Origin of the sequence: Pseudoduganella sp. R-32 (assembly GCF_049913245.1) — a bacterium.
Lineage (GTDB): Bacteria > Pseudomonadota > Gammaproteobacteria > Burkholderiales > Burkholderiaceae_D > Rugamonas.
This window is the reverse complement of record NZ_CP183987.1, coordinates 1,431,833-1,452,700: the sequence shown is the minus strand read 5'-3', so window position 1 is coordinate 1,452,700 and position 20,868 is coordinate 1,431,833. Positions and strand designations below refer to the sequence as shown.

Below are 20,868 nucleotides of genomic sequence, written 5' to 3'. Positions count from 1 at the left end.
GGCGGCAAAGGAATAAAAGGCGCACAAAGGTGCGCCTTTTTTTTATTTGACTCAACTGCCCCCGAACTACAATAGGACCATGAGCTTATATATCGGAATGATGTCGGGTACCAGCCTGGACGGCGTGGATGGCGTCCTCGTGGACTTTTGGGCCGGTGCTGCGCGCACCATGTCGGCGGCGTACGTGGAGTTCCCGCAGTCGCTGCGCAACGAGCTGATGGCGCTGCAAGCCGCCTCTCCTAACGAAATCGAGCGCGAAGCGCTGGCCGCGAACAAGCTGGCCGAACTCTATGCGGATTGCGTGGCCGAGCTGCTGGCCAAGGCTGAAATGAAATCGGCTGACGTGCGCGCCGTGGGTGCGCATGGGCAGACCATCCGCCACCGCCCCGAGCTCGGCTTCACGCGCCAGATCATTAACGCCGCCCTGCTGGCCGAGCTGAGCGACATCGACGTGATAGCCGACTTCCGCTCGCGCGATGTCGCAGCTGGCGGCCAGGGCGCCCCGCTGGTGCCAGCAGGCCATAAAGCGCTATTTGGCAAGGAAGGCAAGATGCGCGTGCTGGCCAATATCGGCGGCATCGCCAACATCTCCCTGCTGCATAAAGACGGTACGGTTGGCGGCTATGACACCGGTCCCGGCAACGTGCTGATGAATGCCTGGATCGCGCGCCACAAAGGCGTGGAATACGACGACAACGGCGCCTGGGCCGCCACCGGCAAGGAAATACCCGGCCTGCTGGCCACGTTGCTGGCCGAACCCTACTTCGCCCAGCCCGCGCCGAAGAGCACCGGTCGCGACCTGTTCCATGCCGACTGGCTGGACACCCGCCTGGCGGCTTTCGCCGAAGCCAGGCCGGAAGATGTGATGTTCACCCTGTTGCGCCTGACTGCAGTCAGCCTGGCACGCGAAGTCGCCCCTCACGGCGCGGATGCACTCTACGTCTGCGGCGGCGGCGCTTACAACGCCACGCTCATGCGCGAGTTGCAAGCGGAACTCGGGGAATCGACCAACGTTCAGTCCACCGACGCGCTGGGCGTACCGCCCAACCGGGTAGAAGCGATGGTGTTCGCCTGGCTGGCCTACCGTTTCGGCGAACGCCTGCCCGGCAACCTGCCCTCCGTCACCGGCGCGCGCGGCGAGCGCATCCTCGGCGTCCTCTACCCCCGTTAACGGACGAGCCCGTGTCACACCATGGGGTCACACGGGCTGAGCCGTAATGGCTTTGCTTAGACGGAGAAGGAGGAACCGCAGCCGCAAGTCGAGGTCGCGGATGGGTTCTTGATCACGAATTGCGCGCCTTCCAGGTCGTCCTTGTAGTCGATCTCGGCGCCTACCAGGTATTGGTAGCTCATCGAGTCGATCAACAGCTGGACGCCGTTCTTCACCATGGTGGTGTCGTCTTCATTGACGATTTCGTCAAAGGTGAAACCGTATTGGAAGCCGGAGCAACCGCCACCCTGCACGAATACGCGCAGCTTCAGGTCCGGATTGCCTTCTTCTTCAATCAGTTGCGCTACTTTCTCGGCCGCGGCGTCGGTGAAAACGATCGGTGCCGGGATCACGTCTTCGGCTACTGCAGTCATGTGTTACTCCTACTTAAAATCAGTTGTCCCATTATAGTCCATGCCGGACTTGGCCGCTTTAGAGGCTGCGCACAGTCGTTGTTTCATCGGCAACGATTTTGCCCTTTTCCGACAGGCTGACCTTGACTGCCACCACTTTCAGGCCTTCCGGCAGTTCCAGCGTGCCGTCAACGCGCTGGTAGCGGTCCACTTTCAGGTCGTAGCGCTCGGCGCCATCCTTCGGGTATTCAAGCACCGCTTTCTTGCCATCCTGGGTGACGGCAACCGACAGCTTGAGCCGGCCGGAGAAGGCGGATGGGCCCTTCTTCTTCGCACCATATTGGAGCAGAACCGTGTAATGCAAGAGCTTTGGCGCCGCCATGCGAGCTTGCATGCCGCGGATGAGCAGGCCGGAACCGGCTTTCGCTGGCGGCAGCGCTTCTTCCAGCAGGGCCAGGTCGGCATTCAATTTTGCCAATTCGGCATCGGAAGCGGCCGGTGCGGGCGCTGCCACGGGAACAGCCTTCAGCTTTGCAGCCAATTCATCGCGCTCAGCCGATACGCGGGCCAGTTCCAGCTCAGCCGCGGCGAGTTGCTTTGCAACGGTAGGGCCGGATTCGCCTTTCGATACGCCAACCACGCGCTTGCCCAGGTCGACGCCCCACATCGCCAGCGCGCCGCCGGCGACCAGGACCGCAGCCAGGCCAAACACGCGTGCCAGCATTGGCACGCGCGCCTGTTCCATGCGGCCTTCCACTTAAGGCATCAGGGCGATGGTTTGCAGGCCCAGGCCTTCGTCCAGGCCGAACATCAGGTTCATGCACTGCACGGCCTGGCCGGATGCGCCCTTGACCAGGTTGTCCTGCACCACCAGCACGATCAGGGTGTCGCCATTGTTCGGGCGATGCAGCGCCAGGCGCAGCATATTGGCGCCGCGGGTGCTGCGGGTTTCCGGGTGCGAGCCCCATGGCATCACGTCGACGAACGGCTGGTCGGCGTAGGCGTCTTCGAACAGCTTTTGCAGCTCTTCGTTCGACACTTCCTTGGTCAGGCGCGCATACAGGGTCGAGTGCATGCCGCGGATCATCGGGGTCAGGTGCGGGGTGAAGATCAGGTTGACCTTCTCGCTGGTGAAGCGCTGCAGCTGGGCCGCTGTTTCCGGGGTGTGGCGGTGGCCGCTCACGCCGTAGGCCTTGAAGTTGTCCGACGATTCGGAGAACAGGGTGCCGATTTCCGCCTTGCGGCCGGCGCCGGACACGCCGGACTTGCAGTCGGCGATCAAGTGGCCGGCATCGATCAGGCCGGCCTTCAGCAGCGGCACGAAGCCGAGCTGCATGGTGGTCGGGTAGCAGCCCGGGTTGGCGATCAGGTTCGCCTTCTTGATGTCTTCGCGGTTCAGCTCAGGCAGGCCGTACACGGCTTGCTCCAGCAGTTCAGGCGCGGTGTGGTCGATCTTGTACGTCTTTTCGAATACGGCTCGGTCCTTGATGCGGAAGTCTGCCGCCAGGTCGATCACCTTCACGCCTTTGGCCAGCAGTTCCGGCGCCTGCGCCATGGCCACGCCGTGCGGAGTTGCGAAGAACACGACGTCGCACTGGGTCAGGTCAACCTTGTCCGGCGAGGAGAAGGCGATATTCACGCGGCCGCGCAGGGAAGGATACATCTCAGCCACCGGCAAGCCGTCTTCCTTGCGCGAAGTGATCGCGGTCAGTTCGACTTCAGGGTGTGCGGCTAACAGTCGCAGCAGTTCCACGCCCGTGTAACCAGTGCCGCCGACGATGCCTACTTTGATCATTTTCTTTCCTTGCGTGGGTTGTTTATGTGAGGGGGCCATTTTATCAAAACCGGTAAAACGGTGTCTGACCCGCAGGGTCAGACACCTGATACGCGGCGGCCGCAGGCTTTCGGTTCTAAAAATAAAAAAAGCCGCTGGAGACCAGCGGCTTTTTGTACGAAAGCGATAAAGATTAACGCTTCGAGAATTGCTTTGCGCGACGTGCTTTGCGCAGACCAACTTTTTTACGTTCAACTTCACGAGCATCGCGAGTGACGAAGCCGGCACGTGCCAGGTCGCCCTTCAGGCCTGCATCGTAGTCGATCAGTGCGCGGGTGATGCCGTGACGCACTGCACCTGCCTGGCCGGACTCGCCGCCGCCGTGCACGTTGACTTTGATGTCGAAACGTTCAACGTTGCCGGTCAGTTCCAGCGGCTGACGGATCACCATCAGGCCGGTTTCACGGGAGAAGTACTCAGCTGCTGGCTTGCCGTTCACGATGATCTGGCCGGTGCCAGCTTTGATGAACACGCGAGCAACTGCACTCTTGCGACGGCCGGTGCCGTAGTTGTAGTTACCGATCATGTCAGTTCCTTAGAATTCGAGTGCTTTAGGTTGCTGGGCAGCGTGCGGGTGGGAACCCTCAGCGTACACTTTCAGCTTCTTGATCATGGCGTAGCCCAGAGGACCCTTCGGCAGCATGCCTTTCACTGCCTTTTCCAGGGCGCGGCCTGGGAAGCGCTGTTGCATCTTCAGGAAGTTGGTCTCGTAGATGCCGCCTGGGTAACCGGAGTGACGGTAGTAGGTCTTCTCGGTTGCTTTGGTACCGGTCACGCGCAGTTTGCCTGCGTTCACGACAACGATGAAGTCGCCGGTGTCAACGTGAGGGGTGAATTCTGGCTTATGCTTGCCGCGCAGTCGGCGTGCCACTTCGCTGGCAACACGGCCGAGGACTTTGTCCGTCGCGTCAATCACGAACCAATCGCGCTGGACTTCATGGCCCTTAGCGGAAAAAGTTTTCATGTTTGAACTTTCTGTGAAAGATAAAAAACGCTCTATCGGTGGTTCCGCCCCTGTGCTTCAGCGGACGCATCCTTCTTGTTGAATTTTCCCGAGCGAAAAGGAAAGCTGGCGATTATAGCCCGGCCAGCCCCGCCGGGTCAACCCCGCCCTGTACCGAGTTGCCGTTGCTAAGCAGATATTGCCGAGCTACTATGGAACCCCAGAATCACAAGAGGAGACGGCCATGCGATCGCTCATGCTGGCCACGTTGTTAGCCCTTGGCCTTGGTCCGGCAATGGCGCAGGCCGAGCCAGGCAAAAGCTGCCACCTGCCTGGCGCCGAAGAAGCCCTGCGCTGCATTCGCCTGGCGGTGCCGCTCGACCACCATGCGCCCGGCGCCACCCTCAGCCTGCACGTTGCCGTCGCCCCCGCCCTGCGCGAGTCGGCCCGGCGCGATCCGCTGTTCCTGCTGGCCGGCGGCCCGGGCGAAGCGGGTTCCGACCTGGTGCCCTTGCTGAACACCACTTTCCGCAAGGTGCGCGCCACGCGCGACATCGTGCTGATCGACCAGCGCGGCACCGGATTATCCGGGAAGCTCGATTGCAAACCGGGCAAGAATGCCGAAACGGCCACGGAAGACGAATTGCTGGCCGAGACCCGTGCCTGCATCAAGGGCTTGAACAAGCGCTTCAATCTTTATACGACCGAACAGGCGGCGCGCGACATCGAAGCGGTGCGCGGCGCACTCGGTTATGGGCGCATCAATGTCTGGGGCGGCTCCTACGGCAGCCGCCTGGCCCAGGCCTATGCCCGCCTGTACCCCGGCAGCGTGCGCGCCCTGGTGCTGGATGGCGTGGCGGCGCCCGACCAGGTGGTGCCGGCCGGCGCGCACGATGCGCAGGCGGCGCTCGACGCCCTGTTCAAGCAGTGCGCCGACGATACGGTCTGCGCCACCGCCTTCCCCAGCCTGCGCTCCGAGTTCGAGGCGCTGGCGGCGCGCCTGGCCAAGGCGCCGCAATCGCTCACGCTGCCCGATCCGCGTACGGCGGAAACCACCAAGGTCGAAATGACCAGCATGCGCTTTATCGGCACCGTGCATAACATCCTGTATTCGCAGGCGGACAGCCGGCGCCTGCCCTTCCTCATCCACAGCGCCTACCAGGACCGCTGGCAGCCCTTCATCGCGCGCAGCAATGTGTCGCGCGATTTCTCCTCCGAGGGCGGGCCGGCCATGCCGCTGCACCTGGCCGTGGTCTGCGCCGAGGACTTCCCGCGCCTGACGCCGCAATTGCTGGAAGAGGATACAAAAGGCTCCTTCCTCGGCGCGCCGCAGATCATGCGCATCGGGACAATGTGCGAAACCATCGCCGTGCCGGCCGTGCCTTACAAGGAGCCGACTGTGATCGAAGCGCCGGTGCTGCTGATGTCCGGCGCACTCGACCCGGTCACGCCGCCGCGCCGCGCCGAAGCGGCGCGCAAGTACATGAAGAATGCCCAGCACCTGATCGTGAAGAATGGCGGGCATATCGTATCGCCGCTCGGATGCATGCCGCGCCTGCTGCGCGGCTTCCTCGACCAGCCCGGCGTCCCGGTGAAGGCGGAATGCCTGAACGAAATCCCGGCGCCGACTTTCCAGCTCAATAGTGCAGGGCCACAGCCATGATCGAAGTCCATAACCTCTGCAAGCGCTTCGGCAAGGTGCAGGCGCTGGCGGGCGCCAGCTTCACCGCGCGCGACGGCATCATCACCGCCCTGCTCGGACCGAACGGCGCCGGCAAGACCACCTTGCTGCGCACCCTGGTCGGCCTGCTGCAGCGCGACCACGGCACCATCTCCATCGACGGCGTCGATCCCGCCATCGATCCGATGGCGGTACGGCGCAACGTCGGCGTGCTGACCGACCAGTTCGGCCTGTATGAACGCCTGACCACGCGCGAATACCTGCGCTACTTCGGCGAGTTGAACGACATGGCCGATGCCGCGATCGAACAGCGCACCAAGGAAGTCACCGAGCTGCTGTCGCTGGAAGACATCATCGACCGCCGCGCAAAAGGCTTCTCGCAAGGCCAGCGTATCAAGGTCGCCCTGGCGCGCACCCTGCTGCACCGGCCGCGCCACCTGCTGCTCGACGAGCCAAGCCGGGGCCTGGACGTGATGAGCACGCGCGCCCTGCGCCGCGCGCTGGCCGCGCTGAAGGCGGACGGCTGCTGCGTGATCATGGCAACCCACGTGATGCAGGAAGTGATCCACTCCTGCGACGACGTGATCGTGATCGCCAACGGCACCACGGTCACCCAAGGCACGCCGCAGCAGTTGTGCGAACAGGCCGGCTTGCCGAGCCTGGAAGATGCTTTCGTGCGCCTGGTCGGCACCGAGGAAGGGATCGAGCTATGAGGATGAAATTCCCCATCGTGCTGCGCAAGGAACTGGTGGAGACCCTGCGCGACCGCCGCGCCCTCAGCCTGCTGCTGCTGTTCGTGCTGATGTATCCGATCCTGGTCGGCTTCATGCTGCAGCGGCAAATCGACCGCGCCACCAAGCCGGAGCGCGAAGGCGTGGAACTGGCGGTGATCGGCAGCGAGCAGGCGCCAACGCTGATGAACCAGCTACGCCAGCGCAACGTGAACATCACCGAGCTTGAAGCCATGGGCGAAGAGGACATCAACGCCCTGCTGCGCAAGCAGACCGTGACGGCCGTGCTGCGCCTGACGCCGGAATTCGCCGAGAACTACCACGCCATGCGCCCGGCGCGGGTCGAGCTGTGGTTCGACTCCGCCTCCGACAGTTCGCGCAAGATCGATGAGGTGGAATACGTGCTGCGCGATTACAGCCGCAATATCGCCAGCGCGCGATTGCTGGCGCACGGCGTGTCGCCGGTCAACCTGAACCCGGTGCTGGTGCAGCGCTACGATGCCGGCACCAGTGCTTCGCGTTCGGCCAACACCATCAGCACCATGCTGGGCATCTTCTTCATCCCGGCCTTCATGTTCTGCATGAGCACCGCGGTCGACAGCACGGCCGGCGAGCGCGAACGGCGCTCGCTGGAGGTGCTGATGGCGCAGCCCCTGCGGCCGGCCGACCTGATCGTCGGCAAATGGCTGGCGGCTTCGCTGCTGTCGATTGTCGGCATCACGCTGGAGCTGGCGATCGCGCACGGCATTTTGAAATGGCTGCCGCTGGAGGAAATCGGCCTGTCCTGGCGCCTGGGCTGGCGCGACCTGGCCATGGTGTGCCTGGCCTCCGCCACCCTGTCGCTATTCGCCGCGGCGCTGGAAATCGCCCTGGCCATCAACGCCCGCTCCTTCAAGGAAGCCCAGACCCTGGTCAGCTTCACCATGATCGTGCCGCTGGTTCCGGTGATCCTGGTGCCGATGATGAACCTGACCAATAGCTGGTGGATGTACATGGTGCCCGTGCTGTCCAACCAGACCCTGCTGCGCGAGCTGGCCAAGGGCGGCAGCATTGGCATGCTGCCCTTCCTGCAGACCTTCTTCAGCAGCCTGCTGCTGGCCATGCTGTGCGTCTGGTATACCGAGCGGCGCATGAAGAGCGAGAAATACATGATGACCGTATAATGCCCGGACGCATTTAACGGAGAGTTCAGATGGAAGTTAAAGTTAGCTGGAATGGCCCGTCGGGCATGAGTTTCCGCGCCCAGACCGGTTCTGGCCACATGGTCGCCATGGACGGCGCCCCGGAAGGCGGCGGCCATAACCTGGCGCCGCGCCCGATGGAGATGGTGTTGCTGGGTACCGGCGGCTGCACCGCCTACGACGTGGTGCTGATCCTGAAGAAGGGCCGTGCCGACGTACGCGGTTGCGAAGTGGTGCTGCAAGCCGAACGCGCCGAGACCGAGCCCAAGGTTTTCACCAGGATCAACTTCCACTTCGTCGTCACCGGCAAGGACCTGAAGCCGGAAGTGGTCGACCGCGCCATCACCCTGTCCCACGACAAGTACTGCTCCGCCAGCATCATGCTGGCCAAGACGGCGCAGATCACCCACAGCTTCGAAATCATCGAAGCCTGATCAAGGTCTCGGCAAAACCCTGCCCGAACATGCGGGCGGTCTTGATGTCCCCCGCAGGGAATTCATGCGCCGCCGTGCCGTGCCCGGCCTGCGCCATCAGGCCGGACCAAGACCCCAGGCGATTGGCAGCTTCGTCGTAAGGCACGCCTGAATGCTGCTCCGGCAGGATGGGATTGCCGGCCCAGATCATCCCGTGCTGCATGCAGAAGGTGAACATCGACACCAGCGTCGATTGCTTGTCCCCCGCTGGCAGCGACGATACCGTGAAGCCACCCGCCAGCTTGCCTTTCAGCTGCTGCGAGCGCCACATCTTGCCGGTGGCATCCATGAAGGTCTTGAACACGCCCGACACGCCGCCAAGATAGGTCGGCGAGCCAAGCAGCATGCCATCGTACTGCAGGAGCGCATCCGGCGCCGCTGCCAGCTCCGATGCCTTTAGCACATGCACCACCATTCCTGGCACGACGGCTGCGCCTTGCGCGATATGCGAGGCGATATGCTCCGTGTGGCCGTGGGCGCTGTGGTAGATCACTGCGAGTTTCTTCATTGCGCGATTCCTTTTATGAGTAAGGCGGAAAGATAAAGACCAAGTCCGAAGACGGTGTGATTGGCGACGCTGCGCAGGCAGTTCTTCAGCGGCGCCGGCGTTTTGCTGGACGCGATGCCCAGTCCCATCGAAGGCTGCATCACGAACAGCGGCGCTCCGACGGTGGCGATGCCGACTGCCAGCGCCGGGCCGATGCTCGGCGCATGCAGCCAGCCCTGGCCCGCCACCGCTACCAGCGCGCCGGCAAACGCCACGCCCGTTGCGTAATGCACCAGCCATCCCAGCGCGTGCTCGCCGCCGACCGCCGGCGAAGCCGCAATCGAGTCATGTGCGAAGCGGCCCTGCGCCAGGTGCCCGGCCCAACGGCCGATGAAGGCCATGTTCATAGTCTTCACGCCCATGCGCTTGAGCAGGACCAGCCACAAGTCGAACACGATGGTGGCGCCAATGCCGATGATGATGATTTCCATTGCAATCTCCGTGGTTGATGTGCACACTGTAGAAGTTGAAGTCAACTTCAAGTCAAGGGATTTTTGATGGATATCGCCGAAGTCGCGCAGCGCTCGGGCATGGCCGCCTCCACGCTGCGCTATTACGAGAAAAAAGGCCTGATCAAGCCGGTGGGCCGCAACGGCTTGCGGCGCACCTATGCGCCGGGCGTGCTCGACACGCTGGCCATCATTTCGCTGGGCCAGTCAGCCGGCCTGTCGCTGGACGAAATCGGCTCGATGTTCACGCCAGACGGCGGCACGTCCATCGACCGCGCCTTCCTTCTGTCCAAGGCGGAAGAGATCGAGGCCCTGGCCAAGCGCCTCAAGGCGATGAGCGAAGGGTTGCGCCACGCGGCGGCCTGCCCTGCGCCGAGCCATGCCGAGTGCCCAAAATTCCAGCGCCTGCTGAAGGCCGCGGCTTCCGGCGCCATTGAACGCAGCCTGCGGATGTGAGAAAGTACGCATTTTGGACGGCGTCCCTGCTGCTATCCTCTTGGGTTTATCCAAAATAACTCAACGGGGAATAACAATGAAGATTCGTAACTGGGTGATTGCGCTTGCACTGGTGCCGGTATTTGCCATGGCCGACATGACTGCAGAGCAGCGCAAGGCGGAATTCGACAAGCTGGATTGGCACACCGGCCCGCGCGCCGAAGCCATCGCCGGCAAGGCCACCCTGAAAACGCCAAGCGATAAAGTGCAATTCCTGGACGACAAGAACTCGCGTCGCTTCCTGGAGCTGACCGGCAACCTGCCGGAAGACGGCAACTACACCATCCTGGACACCGAGGGCGGCTGGTGGGCCACCTTCACCTTCGACCAGAGCGGCTACGTCAAGGAAGGCGACAAGATCGATGCCGACGCGCTGCTGAAAACCCTGAAGGAAAGCGACGAGCCAGCCAACGAAGAACGCAAGCGTCTCGGCCTGGGAGCCCTGTACACCGAAGGCTGGTACGTTCCGCCGCACTACGACGAAAAGACCAAGCAACTGGAATGGGGCCTGAAGCTGCGCTCGGATCACGGCGTTTCGCTGAACTACACCATCCGCCTGCTGGGCCGCAGCGGCGTGATGAGCGCGACCCTGGTGTCCTCGCCTGAAACGCTGGACGCCGACGTGGCGAGCTTCCGCAAAGTGCTGACCGGCTTCGATTACAACGACGGTGAAAAGTACTCCGAGTTCAAGCCGGGCGACCACGTTGCCGAATTCGGCCTGGCCGCCCTGGTGACCGGCGGCGCCGCTGTCATCGCGACCAAGAAAGGCTTCTGGGCTGCCGCGGCCCTGTTCCTGGCCAAGATGTGGAAACTGGTTGCAGTCGCTGGCGTGGCAGCCGTCGCTGGCCTGAAGTCGCTGTTCAAGAAGAAAGAAACCAGCAATTGATTGCCTTCCACGCCGAAATCCTGCTGGTAGCGGCCATGGCTGGCCTCTACCTGTACGACTCGGCGCGGCTGCTGCATTCGAATGAAGGCGTGCTGGCGGCCACCCTGGGTGGCCGCTGGTCGCTGCATTTCGGTGCCGAGCATTACACCTTGCGCGGCAAGGAGCCGTTTGTGCCGAATCCCCTGCTGCCGCACCGCCCTCTGTTCCCGCTGCGCTGGAAACAGCAGGTGGTCGCTGCGGCCCCGGCCTCGCAGCGCTGGACGCCGCCTTCGTTCGGCCCCTACAAGGTGCTGGCGCCGTTTATCTGGCTGATGGCGCTGTCCCTGTTCGGCCTTGTCCCAGCCGGCCTGTTCTCCCGCTACGGCAACGTGGCAATCGCCGCCGGCATCCTGCTATTCTATGCAGCCGCGCTGCTCGCACTGGCCTACGTCTGGTTCAAGCGCGGCGCCTTGCAGTTGACTGGCCGGCAGGTCGGCGCGCTGGCCTTCGAATCGCTGACGTGTCCCCCGTTCGCCCTGAACCTGGTGCGCCACATCAGCTGGCGCAACGCGCCTTCCGAAGAACTGGACTCCGCCAGCCGCCGCCTGCTGCGCAAGGATGACTGGACCGCCACCCTGCCGACCGTGATCAAACGCATCGACAACGCCATCGCCTGGGAAAACGAAGGCACGCCGCGTGCCAAGGCACTGAGCGAATACCACGCGGCGCTCAACCGCGAATTCACGTCAATTACCTGACGCGGAACTTTCCGCGCTCCTTCCTGTCCAAGCTCAAAGCCTCCCGCCACAAACTGCGGCAGAGTCTAACTTCTGCTAACGGAGGTAATATGGACTACGAGCCACGTATCGTTAAGCTAGAGACTGAAATGGAGCATCAAAAGGAAGCCATTGTCTTGCTACGCGGGGATATCAACAGACTCGACAGCAAAGTCGAGTCTCTGCGCAGCGAGATGCTGACGCTAACTCGTTGGGTTGCAGGGTTATCGATCACCAATGTAACCGTGATCATAGCCCTTGCGCTGAAGGCGACCGGCGTCTTTTAAATGTAATAGGTGGTCGAAGTCATGACCTTCGACATGGCTTTCATCGCTAGCTGGATAGGGAGCGGCGTCTTCTCGGCGCCCATGTCTTCAGCCGCCTTGCCGTGCGCGATCTCATCGACACGCATTTGTTCCACGATGGCGCGGGACTTGGCGTCCTGCGGCGGCAAGCGGTCCAGATGGCTGGCCAGGTGAGCTTCAACCTGACGCTCGGTCTCCACCACGAAACCCAGGCTTTGCTTATCGCCCGCCAGCGCAGCAGCCGTGCCCAGCGCATAAGCGCCCGCATAGAACAAGGGGTTCAGGAAGCTCGGTTGCGAGCCCAGCTCCGACAAACGCTGCGCGCACCATGCCAGGTGATCTTCCTCTTCCCGACTGGCCTTGTCGAAGGCCGCACGCGCCTCATCGCTCTTGGCAAAGCGCGCCTGCGAGTTGTATAGCGCCTGCGCCATCACCTCGCCCACATGGTTCACCCGCATCAGGCCCGCGCTATGGCGATGCTCCTGCTCCGTCATCTCCGCATCTGCCGCATGCACCGCCGGATTCGGACGCGATGCCGAATGCACGCCAGCCAGCACGCGCAAAGCCTTGTCGGCGCCAGTGATGAAACGGTCGAGGGGACTATGGTAGCGGTTCATGACGATTTATCCAGCTTGTTCGGAAAGCCTCATTATAGGGTGTCCTCAAGCCCGGCACACGTGTACTTCGATTCCGGCCTGCTGCGCCAACTCGACCGCATGCCTGGTGCCGCGAGCACAGCCCGGGGTATCAAAGTCGGCATGGAATGCCAGCACCAGGTCGACACCCGTCGCCATCATGCGAACGTTCAGGCCCTTCCAGCCTTCGCCAGGAAAAGCCTTGTAGACAGCCCGGCTCTTCTTCATGGAATCGATCTCGATGCCCAGTTCATGAGCCACTGAAATCGCCAAGGCGTCAATGCCGGGTGTATCCCCGGTAACTACCGAGCCTACATTGCCGAGTGCGGTCAGTTCGCGCCGGATCGCACTTTCGTCATGCCACGTCGTGGCACCAGTAATCAGGATACGCATCAGTTGCCCTCCCGCTGGATGCGCTGCTTCTCCAGCCAATCGGCGACCGGGCCGCGGGCGTCGATCTTTGAGATGTCTTTTGCCACGCCCAGGTTCAGGCCCAGCAGGAAGGGAATCGAATCGACCGGCACTTCCGGCAGGTAGTCCGCCATGGCCCGCATGAAGCGCGGCGAGTCCAACACCTCCACCACCTTCCCGCCGCTGAGGAACTGCAGGATGCTGGTCATGCTATGCCCGCCGCCTATCGAGCGGTAGACGAAACGGTTGAAGGCCTTGTCCAGCGCCTTGAAATCCAGCTGCTCCTTGGTCATCAGGCTGGCCAGGTAATACAGCCCGATCGCGGTGCGGAAAAAGCCGGTGGACTCGCTGGCCGTCAGCCCGCAACGGGTCACCGTCAGGATCTTCTCCTGTATAGCAGCGTCGAGTTTTGGATGGTGTACTTGCATGTCAAGGAACTATATAGCACTTTTGTCCAGATTTGTTCCTTGCGCGGGGGTATCAGACTTGTTACCCTTGAAACTTTAGTGCTAAACCAAAGCCGGAAGCGCACTTTTCGCTCCCCGGAAAGTGCATCCTGGGGCGCTGAATGTGCGGGCTATCGCATGCGGGCAACCGATATGTCGCGCATTCAATACAATGCCATCATGTGAAAAGGGGTTAGCGGAGCCACCATGCAATTGCGCATCAAGAATTTATCGAAGACCTATGCCAATGGGGTCGTCGCGCTCGACAACGTGTCGCTGACCATCCCGTCCGGCATGTTCGGCCTGCTGGGCCCGAACGGCGCCGGCAAGTCGACCCTGATGCGTACCTTGGCCACCCTGCAGGAATGCGATTCCGGTTCGGTCTTTTTCGGCGACCTTGATGTACTGGATGAAAAGGATGAAATCCGCCGCCTGCTCGGCTACCTGCCGCAGGATTTTGGCGTCTACCCGAAAGTAACCGCCTATGAAATGCTCGACCATTTTGCGATCCTGAAAGGCTTGTCCAATCGTTCCCGCCGCCGTGAAGTGGTCGACGGCCTGCTGCAGCAAACCAACCTGTTCGAAGTGCGCAACCAGCGCCTGGGCGGCTTCTCCGGCGGCATGCGCCAGCGTTTCGGCATCGCGCAAGCCCTGCTGGGCGACCCGAAACTGATCATCGTCGACGAACCGACCGCCGGCCTGGACCCGCAAGAGCGCGTGCGCTTCCACAACCTCTTGTCCGATATCGGCGAAGACCGCACCGTGATCCTGTCGACCCACATCGTGTCCGACGTGGCCGACCTGTGCGCCAATATGGCCATCATCAACAAAGGCAAGCTGATGGTGGCAGGCGCCACCCAGCAACTGATCGATGACGTGAGCTGCAAGATCTGGGCGCGTTTCATCGACAAGAAGGAGCTGTCCTATTTCCAGCAGCGCCATGCCGTGATCTCGACCCGCCTGATGTCCGGCCGCACCCTGATCCACGTTTACAACGACGACGATCCGGGCGACGGCTTCGAGGAAGCGCTGGGCGACCTGGAAGACCTGTATTTCGCGACCATCCTCGGCCGCCACGACGTCAGCAAAGCCTGCGACTGACCGGGGCCGCCATGTTCGCCATCGCCCTCTTTGAAGCGAAGCAGCGCCTGAAGCTGTTCTCGACCTGGGTCTACTTCGGCATGTTCCTGCTGCTGGCCGTCCTGTGGATGGCCGCCGCCGGCGGCGTGTTCAAGGAAGCCATCGTCAGTTTCGGCGGCCGCGTGTTCATCAATGCGCCGCGCTCGATCATGCTGACCTCCTCCTTCCTCGGCTGCATGGGCGTGATCATCGTCGCCGCCATGATGGGGCGCTCGGTGCAGCAGGACTTCGAGTACGAAACGCACCACTTCTTCTTTTCCGCCCCGATCCGCAAATTCCAGTACATGCTGGGCCGCTTCCTCGGCGCCTGGCTGGTGCTGTGCGTGGTGTTCGCCTCGATCCCGCTTGGTGTGTGGCTTGGCACGCAGGTGCCGGGCATCGATCCGGAGCGCCTCGGCCCCTTCAACCTGCTGCACTACCTGCTGCCTTACGCGCTGTCGCTGCTGCCCAACCTGTTCATCTTCGGCGCCATCTTCTTCGTGCTGGCGGCGCTGACGCGGCGCATGCTGCCGGTGTACGTGTCGAGCGTGGTCATGCTGGTTGGCTATATCGTGGCGCCGGGCCTGGCACGCGACCTTGACTACAAGACGCTGGCCGCGCTGATCGATCCATTCGGCACCACTGCCGTGATCCGCCTCACCGAATACTGGCCGATCGCCGAACGCAACGTGCGCCTGGTGCTGCCGGAAGGCGTATTCCTGCTGAACCGCGTGATCTGGTCTTCCTTCGCGCTCGTGGCGCTGCTGCTTGGCTACTGGCGCTTCCACTTCGTCAGCACGGTCGATAGCGGCGCAGCGGCGCGCACCGACAGCGACCTGCCGGCCAACCTGACCCAGGTTGCCGCCTCGACCAACGAGAAACCGGACTTCAAGGCGCGCAGCCTTGGCCTGCTGCTGATGCGCTTCAGCTACCTGAACCTGCGCGAGACCACCAAGAACATCTACTTCTTCGTCATCGTATTGGCCGGCGTGCTGACCATGTATGCCGGTTCGCTGGACATGGGCTCGATGTACGGCACCGGCACCTATCCTGTCACCTACCTGGTGCTGGAAATGGTGACGAACACCTTCTCGCTATTCATGCTGGTGGTGACCACCTTCTATGCCGGCGAATTGGTGTGGCGCGAGCGCGAACACCGCATGTCGCAAATGCTGGACGCGATGCCAGTGCCGAGCTGGCTGCCCATCCTGTCCAAGCTGTTTGGCCTGATCGGCGTGCAGGCGCTGTTGCTGTTCATCGTCATGCTGGTCGGCATGTCGATTCAGCTTTTCCGCGGCTACTTCAACCTGCAGCCCGGCCTGTATTTCGAATGGCTGTTCACCGTGCAACTGCCGGCCTGCGCCCTGATTGCCGTGCTGGCGATCGCCACCCAGGTGCTGGTGAACCACAAATACGTGGCCTACTTCGTGATGATCGTCTACTACGTGGCGACGATCACCTTCGCCACCCTCGGTCTCGACCATCCTTTGCTCATGTACGGCGTGACGCCGGAACTGCCCTACTCCGACATGAATGGCTTCGGCCACTTCATGGTGCGCGAGCGCTGGTTCGACTTGTATTGGGCCGGCGCCGCCGTGATGCTGATGGTGCTGACCGTGGTGTTCTGGCCGCGCGGCACCAACGAGGAATGGCGCCAGCGCGTCAGCCTGGCGCGCCACGGATTGACGCTGCCGGTGCTAGGCGCCTTCGGCGTCGGCCTGGCCGTGTTCGTCGGTGCCGGCGGCGTGCTGTCCTACAACCTGTGCGTCAACAATTTCAAGACCCACTTCGGGCGCGACGCATTGCGCGCCGATTATGAACGCAAGTACAAGCAGGTGCTGGACGTGGCCCAGCCGCGCATCACCGACGTGCGCCTTGGCCTGGACATGTACCCTGAGCAGCGCACCCTGAAAGTGAAAGGCTGGTACCAGCTCGAGAACAAGACCCTGCAGCCGATCAGCACCATCTACGTGCAGCAGGACACCGACGCGGACCTGCAGCCCTTGCAATTCGGCCGCAAGGCGTTCCGCGTCCTGAACGACACGGAGCTTGGCTTTTACAGCTATCGCCTGGAGCGGCCGCTGCAACCGGGCGAAAAGATCACGCTGGATTTTGTACTGAGCTACGAACCGAAAGGCTTCTTCAACCTCGGCAAGACCACGCCGGTGATGAACAACGGTACCTTCTTCAACAACACCGTGCTGCCGCACATCGGCTACCAGCGCCACGCCGAACTGACCGATCCGCGCGACCGCAAGAAACACGGCTTGCCGGCGCAGGAACGCAAGCTCCCGCGCGACGATCCGAAAGGCCTGGCCAGCAACTACATCGGCGCCGATGCCGACTGGGTCGGCTTTGAAGCGACCCTGGGCACTGCCGGCGACCAGACTGCCGTGGCGCCCGGTGCGCTGGTCAAGGAGTGGCGCAAGAACGGCCGCCGCTACTTCCATTACAAGATGGAACAGCCGATCCTCAACTTCTACGCCTTCCAGTCTGCCCGCTACGCGGTCAAGCACGACTGGTGGCAGGATGTCGGCATCGAGATCTACTACCAGCCGGGCCACGAGTACAACCTGGAGCGCATGGTCAAGGGCGTCAAGGATTCGCTCGACTATTACACACGCAACTTCAGCCCCTACCAGCACAAGATCGTGCGCATCGTGGAATTCCCGCGCTATGAGCGCTATGCGCAATCGTTCCCCAACACCATCCCGTATTCGGAAGCGGTGGGCTTTATCGCCCGCGTGGACGACAAGAACCCGAAAGACATCGACTACCCGACCTACGTCACGGCGCACGAAGTAGCGCACCAGTGGTGGGCGCACCAGCTCATCGGGGGCAACACGCGCGGCGCCACGGTGCTGAGCGAAACCCTGGCCGAATACTCGGCGCTGATGGTGATGAAGAAGAGCTTCGGCCCGCAGCGCATGCGCCGCTTCCTGCGCTATGACCTGAACAAATACCTGTTCGGCCGCGCCACCGAGAACAAGAAGGAACTGCCGCTGGCCGATAACGAAGACCAGGACTACATCCACTACCACAAGGGCAGCCTGGCCATGTACCTGCTGGCCGATATCGTGGGCGAGGCCAAGGTCAACGAATTGCTGGCGGAACTACTGCGCAAGTATTCCTACCACGGCGATCCGTATCCAAGCGTGACGGTGCTGGTGGACGGCTTGCGCCGCATCGTGCCGCCGGAGCAGGCCTACCTGGTGGATGACCTGTTCAATGCCATCGTGCTGTTCGACAACCGCCTGGTCAGCGCCACCGCCCAGAAGCGCGCGGACGGCAAATACGATGTCACGCTGGTGGTGCATGCCGCCAAGCTGCGTTCCGACGAACTGGGTGCGGAAAAGGAAGTCCCGTTGCACGACCTGATCGAGATCGGCGTCGACGACAAGGACGGCAATGTCCTGCTGCGTGAACGCAAGCTGGTCGACCGCAACGAATCGACCTTCAAGCTGGTCGTCAACGGCCGCCCGGCCAAGGCAGGCATCGATCCGGACAATAAACTGATCGACCGCAAGCCGGACGATAACCTGGGCAACGTGGACATCACCTCGCGCTAAGGTGCTCCAACGGTTAGACAGCGCACTTTGCGTCCAGCCCATGCTTGTTAAGCTTTTCCGCAAATGAAAGCGAGGCAAACATGGGCATCCTAAGCAAGATTTTCCACAAGATTTTCCCGTCGTCGCATCAAGAGGCCGCCCCATCACCGGCCTCTGGTGCGCCCTCTACTGCGCCGAGCGGGCCCGCGGCAACGCCCGCCCCCATCCCGACCCAGCCTGCCCCAGCGCCGGCCGCTGCGGAACCGGTCGACGTCGAAGCCATCCTCAACGCCAAGGCCGCCCAGGCAGGCCAGCCGCTGAACTGGCGCACGTCGATTGTCGACCTGCTCAAGCTGCTCGACATCGACTCCAGCCTGCAGGCCCGCAAGGAGCTGGCGCAGGAGCTGCACTACACCGGCGACTCCGGCGATTCGGCAGCCATGAATATCTGGCTGCACAAGCAAGTGATGCACAAGCTGGAGGAAAATGGCGGCAAGGTGCCCGCCGACCTGAAGGGGTAGAATGGCCGGATGAATTTCATCCGACGCGCGCTTGCCGGCGCCATACTGGCAACTTGCACCCTGCCGCTGCTGCCCTCGCAGGCGGCGGACCAGACCTACGGCACCCACGGCATGGCTCTGTTCGGCGGGCAGGAGGGGCTATACGCCTCCCACCTGCCGATGTTTCATGCGCCACACGACTACCAGGTGATCCTGCGAGTCCACATTGCCGACCAGGCCACCGATGCTGCACTGCGCAAGCGCCTGGACGGCAAGGATGCGCTGTGGACCATCGACCCGGAGAAGTTCGAGCTGAGCACCCTGGCGCCGGAAGCCAAGGCGCCGCGCAAGGAATTCAAGGCCGACCTGGTGCAGGGCCACTTCGAGCGCGGCGGCAGCGCCCAGTACAAAGGCGCCACGGTAGTGATCGACAAGGTGCTGTTGTTCCGCCAGCTGGACGGCAAGCCGCGCAACGCCGGCATGTCGCGCTACATGCAAGTCGGCAGCGGCGCACAGCGCTTCCTCGTCAAGGAAATCGACGGCCGTCCCGACTTCGACCATATCGTTTCCTACCACGCCGAGCCGGGTGCGCCGACCGCTGCGGTCCAGGTGCGCAAATGGGGCATGAAGGCCGCCGGCAACGACGCCCTGGCCATGGCGCTGAAGGCGAATACAGCAGCCGTCGGCGCTACCATCTATTTCGAAACCGAAGACTTGAAATGAGCGTACCGCAGGCATACGAAGGGCTGTGGCGCCGCAAGGGCATCTGGCGCGCCGACGGCAGCAGCGACCTGGTGACGCCGGTCTGGTGGTTCCAGGCCGCCGACTTCCATATCGACTTGCGCATTCCGGCCGACCGCAAGGCGATGACCGGTTTCGCCGGCACCACGGTGGTTGAGGGCGAACGCTGCGAGTGGCGCCCCGAGATCGCCTACCCCTTTGTGAGCCCCGAGCTGGACGCCGGTTTCATGCGCTTCGATCGTGAAGATGCGCTGCACGAAGCAGGCGTGGACGATAGCTACAAGGAAGACTGGTGGCGCGAAGCCGGCGGGCCGGTATCGTCCAGCCGGATGGTCCTGGACGATGGCCGCATCCAGTACCAGATCGCCTGCGGCGAATTCCTCGCCCGTGCAACGGGCAAGCCGCACAAGGCGGCTGAAATCACCATCTGGCGCCAGACGGCCGGCGGACCGTGGCGCATCATCGCCTCCACCACGGCCGCACGCGAAAACGTGATTGTCGAAACGCCTTAGAGGCTCAGCAGGCTGCCGCTGCGGAACGGCTTGTCGCCTGCGATCTTGGCCACGTTCATGCCGCGGATGATGTAGCGGTGCGACAGGCGCGTGAACAGCACGCCGTCGACCTCCGATTTTAATTGGGTGGTATCGCCGCTGACCGGGTCGATCAGGTCGGCGATCACGTCGCCGGCGCGCACGGCGGCGCCGACTTCCTTCAGGTAGACCAGCATGCCGGCATGCGGCGCATCGAGGCGCTGCGTGCCTTCCAGCGGCGTCGGCGCACAGCCCTGCTGCGGCACCTTGACGTCGCCCGCGTCGACCAGCCCGCGCACGTGCAGGTAGCCGATGATGGCATCCGCGTCCCGTGCAGCGAGCTCGTAGCTGACTTCCACTTCCCCGCGCAGTTCGACCGTCGCCGCCATGCAGGCCGATGGAATCGGGTAGTCCGGGCCGAAATGCGCGGCCAGGTCCCACCACAGGCGGCTGCAAGCTTCGTCGAACGGCTCGCCGCCGGCGCCGGTGGTGTGCAGCACGGCGCAGGCGCCCATCAGGTTGGCCAGCGGCTGGGCCGCCTCGCACAATGAGGTGCCCACGTACAGGTGCAGCTCGCCCTCGTTCTCGCAATGCAGGTCGAGCACGATGTCGGCATCGATGGCCATTTCAAACAGCGCTTTCTTGAGCGTGGTGGCATCCGATGTAGGCTGCCACTGGCCGGCCAGTTCGCGCAGGTGGCGGCGGATGGTGCGCACGTTGGCGTCGGCATCACTGCCCAGCTGGCCCTTCAGCCTGACCTTCAGCTGCTCGAAATAATGCGGGTAGCCGCGGTTGAAATTGATGCCGTTGCTGAGGTCAAAGCGCCCGAACGGGCGCTCGTTGATGACTTGCGCCAGCCCGATCGGATTGGCCGCAGGCACCAGGATCACCTCGCCCTTGACCTTGCCGGCCTCCTCGAGCGCTTGCAGGCGCTGGCGCAGCTCGTGCGCCACCAGCATGGCCGGCACTTCGTCAGCGTGCAGCGCTGCCTGGATATAGGCCTTGGGGCCGCCCGCCTTGCCGAAGTGGTAGCTGGTCAGTTCGTAATACACCGTGCCATAGGGCGCGGAGAGCGGATGCTTGATGGTTTCCATG

At 62.7% G+C, this 20,868-nt stretch carries 25 protein-coding genes; 14 read left to right on the top strand and 11 right to left on the bottom strand.

The window, feature by feature from the left end:
- Positions 1–79: 79 nt before the first annotated feature.
- A complete protein-coding gene (locus tag ACN9MU_RS06815) occupies positions 80–1,171 on the top strand; it encodes an anhydro-N-acetylmuramic acid kinase (RefSeq protein WP_426168831.1) in 1,092 nt (363 codons plus the stop codon).
- Between the two features lie 56 nt (positions 1,172–1,227).
- Here the strand turns inward: ACN9MU_RS06815 and erpA are convergent, their stop codons facing one another.
- The 5 genes from erpA to rplM form a co-directional block, all read right to left on the bottom strand.
- Positions 1,228–1,584: an iron-sulfur cluster insertion protein ErpA gene (gene erpA, locus ACN9MU_RS06810; protein WP_028102302.1), complete on the bottom strand. Its 357-nt coding sequence runs from the start codon at positions 1,582–1,584 to the stop codon at positions 1,228–1,230.
- Between the two features lie 58 nt (positions 1,585–1,642).
- On the bottom strand, positions 1,643–2,308 hold the full coding sequence (locus ACN9MU_RS06805) for a DUF6776 family protein (RefSeq protein ID WP_426344328.1): 666 nt from the start codon (positions 2,306–2,308) through the stop codon (positions 1,643–1,645).
- A 12-nt stretch (positions 2,309–2,320) separates the two neighbouring features.
- A complete protein-coding gene (gene argC / locus ACN9MU_RS06800) occupies positions 2,321–3,358 on the bottom strand; it encodes an N-acetyl-gamma-glutamyl-phosphate reductase (protein WP_426168825.1) in 1,038 nt (345 codons plus the stop codon).
- 172 nt (positions 3,359–3,530) lie between these two features.
- On the bottom strand, positions 3,531–3,923 hold the full coding sequence (gene rpsI, locus ACN9MU_RS06795) for a 30S ribosomal protein S9 (RefSeq protein WP_028102305.1): 393 nt from the start codon (positions 3,921–3,923) through the stop codon (positions 3,531–3,533).
- A 9-nt stretch (positions 3,924–3,932) separates the two neighbouring features.
- Positions 3,933–4,361, bottom strand: coding sequence for a 50S ribosomal protein L13 (rplM, locus tag ACN9MU_RS06790; protein WP_028102306.1), 429 nt, complete (start codon positions 4,359–4,361; stop codon positions 3,933–3,935).
- A gap of 223 nt (positions 4,362–4,584) precedes the next feature.
- Between rplM and ACN9MU_RS06785 the strand changes: the two genes are divergently transcribed.
- The 4 genes from ACN9MU_RS06785 to ACN9MU_RS06770 are packed head-to-tail and all read left to right on the top strand — an operon-like array spanning position 4,585 to position 8,367.
- Positions 4,585–6,003, top strand: coding sequence for an alpha/beta fold hydrolase (locus tag ACN9MU_RS06785; RefSeq protein WP_426168821.1), 1,419 nt, complete (start codon positions 4,585–4,587; stop codon positions 6,001–6,003).
- Positions 6,000–6,734 (top strand): ATP-binding cassette domain-containing protein, encoded by a 735-nt coding sequence (locus ACN9MU_RS06780; RefSeq protein ID WP_426168818.1) that lies wholly within the window; start codon positions 6,000–6,002, stop codon positions 6,732–6,734. The genes ACN9MU_RS06785 and ACN9MU_RS06780 overlap by 4 nt, the downstream gene beginning before the upstream one ends.
- A gap of 2 nt (positions 6,735–6,736) precedes the next feature.
- The gene (locus tag ACN9MU_RS06775; RefSeq protein ID WP_426321267.1) at positions 6,737–7,915 is read left to right on the top strand and encodes an ABC transporter permease; all 1,179 of its coding nucleotides are present in this window, start codon (positions 6,737–6,739) and stop codon (positions 7,913–7,915) included.
- Positions 7,916–7,944: 29 nt separating this feature from the next.
- Positions 7,945–8,367 carry an OsmC family protein gene (locus ACN9MU_RS06770; protein ID WP_426168813.1) on the top strand — a complete coding sequence of 141 codons (423 nt, stop codon included), beginning with the start codon at positions 7,945–7,947 and terminating at the stop codon, positions 8,365–8,367.
- On the opposite strand, the gene ACN9MU_RS06765 is transcribed toward ACN9MU_RS06770, so the two are convergent.
- Both ACN9MU_RS06765 and ACN9MU_RS06760 read right to left on the bottom strand, forming a co-directional pair.
- Positions 8,354–8,914: a flavodoxin family protein gene (locus tag ACN9MU_RS06765; RefSeq protein ID WP_426168810.1), complete on the bottom strand. Its 561-nt coding sequence runs from the start codon at positions 8,912–8,914 to the stop codon at positions 8,354–8,356. The two genes, ACN9MU_RS06770 and ACN9MU_RS06765, sit on opposite strands and share 14 nt — an antisense overlap.
- Complete coding sequence (locus tag ACN9MU_RS06760; protein ID WP_426168808.1) at positions 8,911–9,384, bottom strand: DUF2938 domain-containing protein; 474 nt, start codon at positions 9,382–9,384, stop codon at positions 8,911–8,913. The genes ACN9MU_RS06765 and ACN9MU_RS06760 overlap by 4 nt, the downstream gene beginning before the upstream one ends.
- A 66-nt stretch (positions 9,385–9,450) precedes the next feature.
- Here ACN9MU_RS06760 and ACN9MU_RS06755 point away from each other — a divergent pair, with 66 nt between their 5' ends.
- The 4 genes from ACN9MU_RS06755 (at position 9,451) to ACN9MU_RS06740 (ending at position 11,825) form a co-directional block, all read left to right on the top strand.
- Entirely contained in the window at positions 9,451–9,858 is a 408-nt protein-coding gene (locus tag ACN9MU_RS06755) for a helix-turn-helix domain-containing protein (protein WP_426168805.1), read from the top strand.
- 76 nt (positions 9,859–9,934) lie between these two features.
- Positions 9,935–10,783 carry a DUF2167 domain-containing protein gene (locus tag ACN9MU_RS06750; protein WP_426168802.1) on the top strand — a complete coding sequence of 283 codons (849 nt, stop codon included), beginning with the start codon at positions 9,935–9,937 and terminating at the stop codon, positions 10,781–10,783.
- Positions 10,780–11,520 (top strand): hypothetical protein, encoded by a 741-nt coding sequence (locus ACN9MU_RS06745; protein WP_426168800.1) that lies wholly within the window; start codon positions 10,780–10,782, stop codon positions 11,518–11,520. The genes ACN9MU_RS06750 and ACN9MU_RS06745 overlap by 4 nt, the downstream gene beginning before the upstream one ends.
- Positions 11,521–11,609: 89 nt before the next feature.
- Positions 11,610–11,825 carry a hypothetical protein gene (locus ACN9MU_RS06740; RefSeq protein ID WP_426344327.1) on the top strand — a complete coding sequence of 72 codons (216 nt, stop codon included), beginning with the start codon at positions 11,610–11,612 and terminating at the stop codon, positions 11,823–11,825.
- Here the strand turns inward: ACN9MU_RS06740 and coq7 are convergent.
- From coq7 to ACN9MU_RS06725, 3 genes are read right to left on the bottom strand one after another with little or no spacing between them, the layout of a single operon-like run.
- On the bottom strand, positions 11,822–12,460 hold the full coding sequence (coq7, locus tag ACN9MU_RS06735; protein ID WP_426321263.1) for a 2-polyprenyl-3-methyl-6-methoxy-1,4-benzoquinone monooxygenase: 639 nt from the start codon (positions 12,458–12,460) through the stop codon (positions 11,822–11,824). The genes ACN9MU_RS06740 and coq7 overlap by 4 nt on opposite strands.
- 45 nt (positions 12,461–12,505) lie before the next feature.
- Positions 12,506–12,871, bottom strand: coding sequence for a hypothetical protein (locus ACN9MU_RS06730; RefSeq protein ID WP_426321261.1), 366 nt, complete (start codon positions 12,869–12,871; stop codon positions 12,506–12,508).
- Positions 12,871–13,317 carry a hypothetical protein gene (locus ACN9MU_RS06725; protein ID WP_426321259.1) on the bottom strand — a complete coding sequence of 149 codons (447 nt, stop codon included), beginning with the start codon at positions 13,315–13,317 and terminating at the stop codon, positions 12,871–12,873. Before ACN9MU_RS06725 ends, ACN9MU_RS06730 begins: the two co-directional genes overlap by 1 nt.
- A gap of 225 nt (positions 13,318–13,542) precedes the next feature.
- On the opposite strand from ACN9MU_RS06725, the gene ACN9MU_RS06720 reads away from it, so the two are divergent.
- The 5 genes from ACN9MU_RS06720 to ACN9MU_RS06700 all read left to right on the top strand — a co-directional run bounded on the left by ACN9MU_RS06720 (position 13,543) and on the right by ACN9MU_RS06700 (position 19,755).
- The gene (locus ACN9MU_RS06720; protein ID WP_426168785.1) at positions 13,543–14,436 is read left to right on the top strand and encodes an ABC transporter ATP-binding protein; all 894 of its coding nucleotides are present in this window, start codon (positions 13,543–13,545) and stop codon (positions 14,434–14,436) included.
- A gap of 11 nt (positions 14,437–14,447) precedes the next feature.
- Positions 14,448–18,023: a M1 family aminopeptidase gene (locus tag ACN9MU_RS06715; RefSeq protein ID WP_426168782.1), complete on the top strand. Its 3,576-nt coding sequence runs from the start codon at positions 14,448–14,450 to the stop codon at positions 18,021–18,023.
- A gap of 80 nt (positions 18,024–18,103) precedes the next feature.
- Complete coding sequence (locus tag ACN9MU_RS06710) at positions 18,104–18,523, top strand: DUF3597 domain-containing protein (RefSeq protein ID WP_426168780.1); 420 nt, start codon at positions 18,104–18,106, stop codon at positions 18,521–18,523.
- Positions 18,524–18,532: 9 nt separating this feature from the next.
- The gene (locus ACN9MU_RS06705; RefSeq protein ID WP_426168778.1) at positions 18,533–19,225 is read left to right on the top strand and encodes a hypothetical protein; all 693 of its coding nucleotides are present in this window, start codon (positions 18,533–18,535) and stop codon (positions 19,223–19,225) included.
- A complete protein-coding gene (locus tag ACN9MU_RS06700) occupies positions 19,222–19,755 on the top strand; it encodes a hypothetical protein (RefSeq protein WP_426168776.1) in 534 nt (177 codons plus the stop codon). The genes ACN9MU_RS06705 and ACN9MU_RS06700 overlap by 4 nt, the downstream gene beginning before the upstream one ends.
- Here the strand turns inward: ACN9MU_RS06700 and ACN9MU_RS06695 are convergent.
- The gene (locus ACN9MU_RS06695) at positions 19,752–20,867 is read right to left on the bottom strand and encodes a succinylglutamate desuccinylase/aspartoacylase family protein (RefSeq protein WP_426168773.1); all 1,116 of its coding nucleotides are present in this window, start codon (positions 20,865–20,867) and stop codon (positions 19,752–19,754) included. The two genes, ACN9MU_RS06700 and ACN9MU_RS06695, sit on opposite strands and share 4 nt — an antisense overlap.
- Position 20,868: the final 1 nt, after the last annotated feature.